The following is a 6875-nucleotide window of genomic DNA, read 5'->3' as shown; positions in this document are numbered from 1 at the left end:
GTGCCGATCGTGCCGCCCGAACCGGTGTAGGCGACCGGAAGCGGTTTGCGCGTATCGCGTTCGCCGCGACCGCGGCGGCGCTAATCTGACACGGATTCCCCAGTAAGCCGAGGAGGGGCATGTGTTAGCGCGCTACCTGAAGGCACAGTTGATCGTTTTGCTGTGCGGTGGGCTGGTCGGACCGATCTTCTTGATCGTGTACTTCACGCTCGGGTTGGACAACCTGCTGCAGTGGATGTTCTACGTCGGCCTGCTCATCACCGTGGCCGACGTGTTGGTCGCGCTCGCGTTGGCGAACTACGGGGCCAAGTCGTCGGCCAAGGTGGCCGCACTCGAGCAGAACGGGGTGCTGGCGCTCGCCCAGATCACCGGGATCACCGAGACCGGGACGTGGGTCAACAACCAGCAGGTCGTCAAGGTGCACCTGCACATCGCGGGACCCGGGCTGGTGCCGTTCGACAGCGAGGACCGGGTGATCGCCAGCGTGACGCGGCTCGGCAACCTCAACGCCCGCAAGGTGGTGGTCCTGGTGAACCCCACCACCAGCGAATACCGGATCGACTGGGAGCGAAGCGCTTTGGTCAACGGCCTGGTGCCCGCGCAGTTCACCGTCGCCGAAGACAACACGACGTATGACCTGAGCGGGCAGGCCGGGCCGCTGATGGAGATTTTGCAGATCCTCAAGGCCAACAACGTTGCGCTCAACCAGATGGTCGACATTCGGTCGAACCCGGCGCTGCGCGCCCAGATCCAGGCGGTGGTGCGTCGCGCGGTCGAGCAACAGGCGCCGGCCGCCCGACCGGCGCCGGCCGCCGCGGCGCCCGCGGCGTCGGCCGTCGTCACGCCGCCCGAACCGACGATCGCCGCGCGGCTGCAAGAGCTGAAGGATCTGCACGCCAGCGGGGCCCTGACCGACGCCGAATACAGCAGCCGGCGCGCCGCGATCATCTCCGAAATCTAGGCGCCCGCCCGGCAAGGCCGGGTGAATTAGAACACGTTTCAGTTCCGCTGCTAGCCTGGCTTGATCTATCGGCGGTCGAAGGGATTACGCGTGGCCGGACAGGGCGGATCACTGCAGGGGCGGGTCGCATTCATCACGGGGGCCGCCCGCGGGCAGGGACGCTCGCACGCGGTGCGGCTGGCCCGTGAGGGCGCCGACATCATCGCGTTGGACATCTGCGCTCCGGCGTCGGCCAGCGTGACCTACACGCCGGCCACCCGCGAGGACCTCGACGAGACGGCCCGCCTCGTGGAGGGCGAGGGCCGCAAGATCCTCGCCCGTGAGGTCGACGTCCGCGACGACGCCGCGCTGCGGCAACTGGTGGCCGACGGCATCGAGCAGTTCGGCCGGCTCGACATCGTGGTGGCCAACGCCGGCGTGCTGAGCTGGGGCCGCATCTGGGAGCTCACCGACGAGCAGTGGGACACGGTCATCGGCGTCAACCTGACCGGCACGTGGCGCACGCTGCGCGCCACCGTCCCCGCCATGATCGAGGCGGGAAACGGCGGCTCCATCGTGGTGGTCAGCTCGTCGGCGGGAATCAAGGCCACCCCGGGCAACGGCCACTATTCGGCCAGCAAACACGGGCTCACCGCGCTGACCAACACGCTGGCCATCGAGCTCGGCGAGTTCGGCATCCGGGTCAACTCCATTCACCCGTACTCGGTGGACACCCCGATGATCGAACCCGAAGCGATGATGGAGATTTTCGCCAAGCATCCCAGCTTCGTGCACAGCTTCCCGCCAATGCCGGTGCAGCCCAACGGCTTCATGGGGGCCGACGAAGTGGCCGACGTGGTGGCCTGGCTCGCCGGCGACGGCTCCGGCACCCTCACCGGCACCCAGATCCCGGTGGATAAGGGTGCCCTAAAGTACTGAGCGGCCATCGTGCTAAGAACTCCACGTGAGTAGTGACGCAAGCGCCGCCAACGGAATCGTGATCGTCGGGGGCGGATTGGCCGCCGCCCGCACCGCCGAGCAGCTGCGGCGCTCGGAGTATTCCGGGCCCATCACGATCGTCAGCGACGAGGTGCACCTGCCCTACGACCGGCCGCCGCTGTCCAAGGAGGTGCTGCGCAAAGAGGTCGACGACACCGCGCTCAAGCCGCGCGAGTGGTACGACGAGAACGACATCACCCTGCGACTGGGCTCGGCCGCTACCGGTCTGGACACCGCGGCGCAGACGGTGACGCTCGCCGACGGAACGACGCTTGGCTACGACGAACTCGTCATCGCCACCGGGCTGGTGCCCCGGCGCATTCCGGCGATCCCGGACCTCGAGGGCATCCGCGTGCTGCGGTCGTTCGACGAAAGCCTGGCGCTGCGCGAGCACGCGTCGGCCGCGCAGCGCGCCGTCGTCATCGGTGCCGGCTTCATCGGCTGCGAGGTGGCGGCCAGCCTGCGCAGCCTGGGCGTGGACGTGGTGCTGGTGGAGCCGCAGCCGACCCCGCTGGCCGCGGTCCTCGGCGAGCAGATCGGCGAGCTGGTGGCCCGGCTGCACCGCACCGAAGGTGTCGACGTGCGCCTCGGCGTCGGGGTCGCCGAGGTGCGTGGTGACTCCCGCGTCGAGGCGGTGGTGTTGAGCGACGGCACCGAGCTGCCGGCCGACATCGTGGTGGTCGGCATCGGGTCGCGCCCGGCGACCGAATGGCTCGAGGGCAGCGGCGTGCAGGTCGACAACGGCGTCATCTGTGATGAAGCCGGACGCACCAGCGCGCCGAATGTGTGGGCGCTCGGTGACGTCGCGTCGTGGCGCGATGCGACGGGACACCAAGGGCGCGTTGAACATTGGAGCAACGTCGCCGATCAGGCCCGCGCCGTGGTGCCCGCGATGCTGGGGCAGGATGTGCCGGCGGTGGTGGTCGTCCCGTACTTCTGGAGCGACCAGTACGACGTCAAGATCCAGTGTCTGGGCGAGCCGGAGGCCGGCGACATCGTCCACATCGTCGAGGATGACGGCCGCAAGTTTTTGGCCTACTACGAACGCGACGGGGCCCTGGTCGGGGTGGTCGGCGGCGGGATGCCCGGCAAGGTGATGAAGGTGCGCGCCAAGATCGCCGCGGCCGTGCCCATCGCCGAAATACTGGGCTGAGCCGCCACTAGCCCACGGCGCCCGCGTACCGGTCGCTGGGGACCTCGGTGTTGAGCAGCACCGCGGCGAGTTGCTCGGCGATGCCCGGCGCGGTGACGATCGTCGACGCGGACTGGTGCGTGTGCGGGTTGCCGTGCGCATCGGTGAGCCGCGCCCCGGCTTCGCGGGCGATCAGGGTCCCCGCGGCCGTGTCCCACGGCTTGTTGGACATCATCACGCAGGCGTCCAGTGCGCCCTCGGCGACGAAGGCGAGGTCCAGCGTCGCCGCCCCGATCATCCGGATCCGCTCGACGCGGGGGACCAGCTCGGTGGTGATCGCCAGCCGGTGCTCGTTGAGCCGGCCGGCGTCGTGGCCGACGGCGTAGTCGCCGAGGGACACGATCGCCGCGCTGAGGCTGTCGGTGGCGCTGGCGGTGATCCGCTGCCCGTTGACGAACGCGCCCTTGCCCTCGACGGCGTGGTAGGTCTTGCCGATCAGGGGAGCGTGGGTGACCGCCACCACGGTGCGCCCGGCGCGCAGCAGGGCCAGCGAGACTGCGCACAACGGCAGTCCGTGAGCGAAGTTCGACGTCCCGTCGATGGGGTCAAGAACCCAAAGCCACTCGGAACTTTCGATGTCCGGTTGTTGTTCGGACTCTTCGGCCAGCAGCGCGATGTCGGGTGTGGTCTGGGCAAGGTAGGCGGCGATGTCGCGCTGGATCGTCAGGTCGACGTCGGTGACCGTGTCGCGATCACCCTTGTGCTGCACCGAACTCGGCTGAGATTTCTTGAGCGTTCCGGCACCGATTTGTGTTGCCTGCCAGGCTATTTCGAAAAGCTCCTGCATTGTCTTCACGGGACGGGTCTGCCTCGCTTCCGGTGTTGGCGTGCGGTCGGCGTTTTTCGAGCATAAGGGATCGGCGATTTCGTGTCGCGCGCACCCCGGGTGCCGCGACGCGAAATCGAAAGCACTTAGCACATCGAGTTTTTGGGCTTGATCACCGCCGTTTGCAGCACTTCGATGGTTGCTGCGGCGGCACTGTAGCCGGTGTCACATAATTGCCATCACGGCGGCACCAAAGCCATTGTGCTGGAAATACGTAACTGCGCGGCGGCGCGAATTTTGCTGTGTCGTCATGCCTCGCGGTGTGCGGTGCACCGCTTGCGGGGCTCGGTTACTGTCTGCAGGCGAACGATGTGGCGGCCTCGCACGATGCGGCGGGCCGGCGCAATCGCCCGGCTCGATGGCCGCCGCCGAATCGTCGTTCCTTACCAGTAAATCCAGTAATCCACATTGGCAGGCAGGTGATTGGCAAGTGACAGTGATTGATGAGACATTCAGCTCGCCCAGCGTGATTCCGACCGTCGCTCTCAACGACGAGGCGAAGATGCCCGTGCTCGGCTTGGGGGTAGCCAAGCTGTCCGACGAGGAGACGGAAAGCTCGGTGCTCGCGGCGCTTCAGGCCGGCTGCCGCCTCATCGACACCGCCGCCTCCTACGGAAACGAGGAAGCCGTCGGGCGCGCGATAGCCGCCTCGGGCGTTCCCCGCGAGGAGCTGTTCGTCGCCACCAAGCTGGGCACCTCCAGGCAGGGCTTCGACACCGCGCAGGAATCGTGCAAGCAGAGCCTGGACCGGCTCGGGCTGGACTACCTCGACCTCTACCTGATCCACTGGCCGGCACCGAAATTGGGCAAGTACGTGGAGAGCTTCGAGGGCATGAAGGTGGCCCGCGACGAGGGACACGTGCGCTCGATCGGCGTATGCAACTTCACCGAGGACCTGCTGGCAACCGTCATCGAGGAAACCGACGAGGTGCCCGCGGTGAACCAGGTCGAGCTGCACCCGCGCCTCAACCAGGCCGAGCTGCGCCAGGCGCACGCCCAGCACGACGTGACGACGCAGTCCTACAGCCCGCTGGGCGTCGGCCGGCTGATCGAGGAGCCGGTGGTGACGTCCATCGCCGCCGAGTACGGCCGCACCCCCGCGCAGGTGCTGGTGCGCTGGAACCTGCAGTTGGACAACGTCGTCGTGTCGCGGTCGTCCAGGCCCGAACGCGTCGCCCAGAACCTGGACGTGTTCGACTTCACCCTGGACCCCGAGCACATGGCGGCCATCGAGGGATTGCACGACGGCACCCGCGTGCTGCACGACCCGATGACCTTCATGGGGACCTGAGCCAGTCCACCGGCGGGCCGTGCGGATGGCATTGGCCGAGCAGCTGCGGATCGCCGTCCGGCCAGACGCGGGCGCGCACCACGAACTTGATCGGTGCGCCCGGGCCGGCGCGCGTGGGCTCCATCGTGAGGTGGGCGAACGGCGCGCGCGCGTCGGCCCGCGCGGCCAGGGCGTGAACGTGGGCCCGCACCGCGCCGCGTTCCTCGGCGGCCGACGCCGTCTTGCGCTCGAGCGCCGCCGGGACCCGGCGGGCGATGTCGATGGCGCCGCGCAGCCGGGCCAGTCGGGCGTCCTGGTCGGGCCACACGTAGCTCAGCACCGTCATCTCCCCGTCGGTGGTCGCGACGTCGATGGGCGCGATGTCATACCCATGGCGCGCCACGATCGGCACGTCGCGGCGGGGCGGCAGCGCGCCGCGCCACGCGTCGTCGATGGTCACCGGCGAGCCGGCCGGTCCCCACTGGCCGCCGGCGAAGAGGTAGCGGTAGCGGTCGGCACGCAGGTTCAGTCCCGCGCTCGAGCCGATCTCGAAAAGCCTTATCGGTAAGCCGAATTCGTGATTGATGCGCAGCAGTCCGCCGATCAGCGCGGCTGATCTGCCCACCTCGTTGGTCTGCGGTGGGTGGGCCAGCGCCGCGCGCAACGCCGCGACGTGACCGGCCGCGGTGTCCAGGATTTCACGCCACGCGCGGTCGGCATCCCACACGCCGCCGGTGCTGGGATAGAAGCGGCGCAACCGCGCCGCCCGGCCGTCGAGCACCAACCGGTGCAACCCGCCGAGCAACCGCAGCGGCACCGCGTCGCGCGACGGGGCGTCCTCGCGCCCGGACAGGACGGTCGCGAACACGCCGCCGGCTTCCACGTCGCCGGCCACCAGTTCGAACAGCTCGCCGTACATCCTCGAACCCGACGACGCGCAGAATTTGCCCTGAGACCGCAAGGTGTGCACCAGGTGCTCGGCCGTCACCTGTCCAGCCCGTCCAGCCCGGCGCCGACGGCGTCGAAGGCGTTGCCCAGGGCGACCGGCAGCGGGACGGATTCGTCGCTCAGCCAGTGCTCGTAGGCCGACAGTGCCACGCCGAGCATCGTCCAGGCGACGGTCTGGGGCAGCAGATCGGTCGTCTTGCAATCCAGGCGGCGGGCCACGAACCCGGCGATCACCTCTCGCCAGCCCGCGTACATCGTCATCGAATACGCTTGCAGCTCAGCGGTTTGCAGGATCACCCGCATGCGCTGGCGGTGCCGGGCCGTCTCGGATTCATCAAAGGTGTTGAACGCCAACAGCGCAGCGCGTAGCGCATCGCCCAGGCGCACGTCGGAATCGACGTTGTCGAGCAGATCACGCAGGTGCGCAAGGTGGTTGTCGAAGTCGCCCCAGGGGATGGCGTTCTTGGACGCGTAATACCGGAACAGCGTCCGGCGGGAGATGCCGGCGGCCTGGGCGACATCGTCGACGCTCACGTCGGCGAAACCGCGCGCGCTGAACATGTCGATGGCGACGTCGGTGATGTGGTGCGGGGTGGTCGAGCGGCGCCTGCCCACCCGCGGCTGCGGCATCATCGGACCCCGCCCTTCCATTTCGGCACTCGATGCCATATTCTGACGGCGAGTGTGACTCAGATCCCAT

At 68.4% G+C, this 6875-nt stretch carries 7 protein-coding genes; 4 read left to right on the top strand and 3 right to left on the bottom strand.

Annotated elements, in window-relative coordinates; translation table 11 throughout:
* The first annotated feature begins 121 nt into the window (after positions 1 to 121).
* The 3 genes from DQP57_RS09385 to DQP57_RS09375 all read left to right on the top strand — a co-directional run bounded on the left by DQP57_RS09385 (position 122) and on the right by DQP57_RS09375 (position 3092).
* Entirely contained in the window at positions 122 to 961 is an 840-nt protein-coding gene (locus DQP57_RS09385) for an SHOCT domain-containing protein (protein ID WP_112632702.1), read from the top strand.
* A gap of 90 nt (positions 962 to 1051) precedes the next feature.
* Positions 1052 to 1879, top strand: coding sequence for a mycofactocin-coupled SDR family oxidoreductase (locus tag DQP57_RS09380; protein WP_112632701.1), 828 nt, complete (start codon positions 1052 to 1054; stop codon positions 1877 to 1879).
* Positions 1880 to 1904: 25 nt separating this feature from the next.
* Positions 1905 to 3092: an NAD(P)/FAD-dependent oxidoreductase gene (locus DQP57_RS09375; RefSeq protein WP_112632700.1), complete on the top strand. Its 1188-nt coding sequence runs from the start codon at positions 1905 to 1907 to the stop codon at positions 3090 to 3092.
* A 7-nt stretch (positions 3093 to 3099) separates the two neighbouring features.
* On the opposite strand, the gene DQP57_RS09370 is transcribed toward DQP57_RS09375, so the two are convergent.
* Positions 3100 to 3927 (bottom strand): inositol monophosphatase family protein, encoded by an 828-nt coding sequence (locus DQP57_RS09370; protein WP_112632699.1) that lies wholly within the window; start codon positions 3925 to 3927, stop codon positions 3100 to 3102.
* A gap of 460 nt (positions 3928 to 4387) precedes the next feature.
* Between DQP57_RS09370 and DQP57_RS09365 the strand changes: the two genes are divergently transcribed.
* Positions 4388 to 5248 (top strand): aldo/keto reductase, encoded by an 861-nt coding sequence (locus tag DQP57_RS09365; protein WP_205869076.1) that lies wholly within the window; start codon positions 4388 to 4390, stop codon positions 5246 to 5248.
* On the opposite strand, the gene DQP57_RS09360 is transcribed toward DQP57_RS09365, so the two are convergent.
* On the bottom strand, positions 5235 to 6215 hold the full coding sequence (locus DQP57_RS09360) for a DUF2332 domain-containing protein (protein WP_112632697.1): 981 nt from the start codon (positions 6213 to 6215) through the stop codon (positions 5235 to 5237). The two genes, DQP57_RS09365 and DQP57_RS09360, sit on opposite strands and share 14 nt — an antisense overlap.
* Positions 6212 to 6808: a mycofactocin system transcriptional regulator gene (gene mftR / locus DQP57_RS09355; RefSeq protein WP_165821786.1), complete on the bottom strand. Its 597-nt coding sequence runs from the start codon at positions 6806 to 6808 to the stop codon at positions 6212 to 6214. Before mftR ends, DQP57_RS09360 begins: the two co-directional genes overlap by 4 nt.
* Positions 6809 to 6875: the final 67 nt, after the last annotated feature.

The organism is Mycobacterium colombiense (assembly GCF_003284935.1).
GTDB lineage: Bacteria > Actinomycetota > Actinomycetes > Mycobacteriales > Mycobacteriaceae > Mycobacterium > Mycobacterium arosiense_A.
This window is presented reverse-complemented; position numbering and strand designations above follow the sequence as displayed.